The sequence below is a fragment of the Streptomyces sp. NPDC038200 genome (assembly GCF_055600785.1).
Genome location: NZ_JBVJYH010000072.1, coordinates 1 through 1,298, shown reverse-complemented (window position 1 = coordinate 1,298; position 1,298 = coordinate 1). Strand labels below are relative to the sequence as shown.

The window sequence follows — 1,298 nt, the reverse complement described above, 5'->3', positions numbered from 1 at the left end:
GACAGGTCGGTCCGCAGCACCAGCGTGTTCACGAAGAACCCGACCAGGTCGTCCAGCGCCTCGTCCGTACGGCCCGCCACCGGCGAACCGATCGGAATGTCGGTGCCCGCACCCATCCGGGACAACAGGGCCGCGAACGCCGCCTGCACCACCATGAAGACACTCGCGCCCGACTTCCGGGCCAGCTCCGCCAGTCCCGCGTGGACGTCGGCGTCCACCTCGAACGCCACCTGGTCGCCCCGGAAGGAGGCCACCGCCGGGCGCGGCCGGTCCACGGGCAGCTCGAGCTGAGCCGGCAGGTCGGCGAGTTGCCGCCGCCAGTAGGCGACCTGCCGGCTGAGCAGGCTGTCCGGGTCGGACTCGTCGCCGAGCAGCTCTCGCTGCCACAGCGCGTAGTCCGCGTACTGCACCGGCAGCGGCTCCCACGCGGGAGCGTTCCCGCCGGTCCGAGCCTCGTAAGCCCTCGCCACGTCCCGGGCCAGGGGTGCCATCGACCAGCCGTCACCGGTGATGTGATGCAGCACCGCCACCAGCACATGCTCGTCCTCGGACAGCGCGAACAGGTGTACCCGTATCGGGGCTTCGACGCTCAGGTCGAAGCCGAGCGCCACCTGGCCGGCCACCAGCGCGGGCAGCGTCTCCGGGGTCGCCGGGGTCAGCTCCAGGGTGGGGGCGACCCGTTCGCCGTCGAGGACCTGCTGGTAGGGGGTGCCGTCGGGGCCTTCGGGGAAGACGGTCCGCAGCGACTCGTGCCGCTCGACCACGTCCCGCAGGGCGGCGGCCAGGGCCTCCTGGTCCAGGGTGCCGGTCAGCCGCAGGACGACGGGCATGTTGTAGGTGGCGGCCGTCGTTCCCTCGAAGCGGTTCAGGAACCACATCCTGCGCTGGGCGAAGGAGAGCGGTATCTCAGCAGGGCGGTCCATCGGTGCCAGGGCGGCTCGTGCGCCCGCGGCTTCCGCGAGCCGTTCGGCGAGGCGCGCCACGGTGGTCGTCTCGAAGAGGGCGCGCAGCGGCAGCTCCACTCCGAGGACCGTGCGCACACGGCTGACCACTCGGGTGGCGAGCAGGGAGTGGCCGCCGAGGTCGAAGAAGCTGTCGTCGATGCCGACCCGCTCCACGCCCAGCACCTCGGCGAAGATCCCGCACAGCAGTTCTTCCTGACCGTTCCTGGGGCCCCGGCTCGGCGTGCCGTGGTAGCGGGGGGCGGGCAGGGCGCGGTGATCGAGTTTGCCGTGTGCGGTCAGTGGAAGCTCGGGAAGGACCACGACCGCGGCCGGGACCAGGTACTCCGGCAGACG

Annotated in this window: 1 protein-coding gene; it reads right to left on the bottom strand. The window is 72.0% G+C overall.

Features of this window, described 5'->3' with window-relative positions; all coding sequences use genetic code 11:
• On the bottom strand, positions 1-1,298 hold a 1,298-nt coding region (locus ACZ7KF_RS41560; RefSeq protein ID WP_471087927.1), incomplete at both ends, for a condensation domain-containing protein.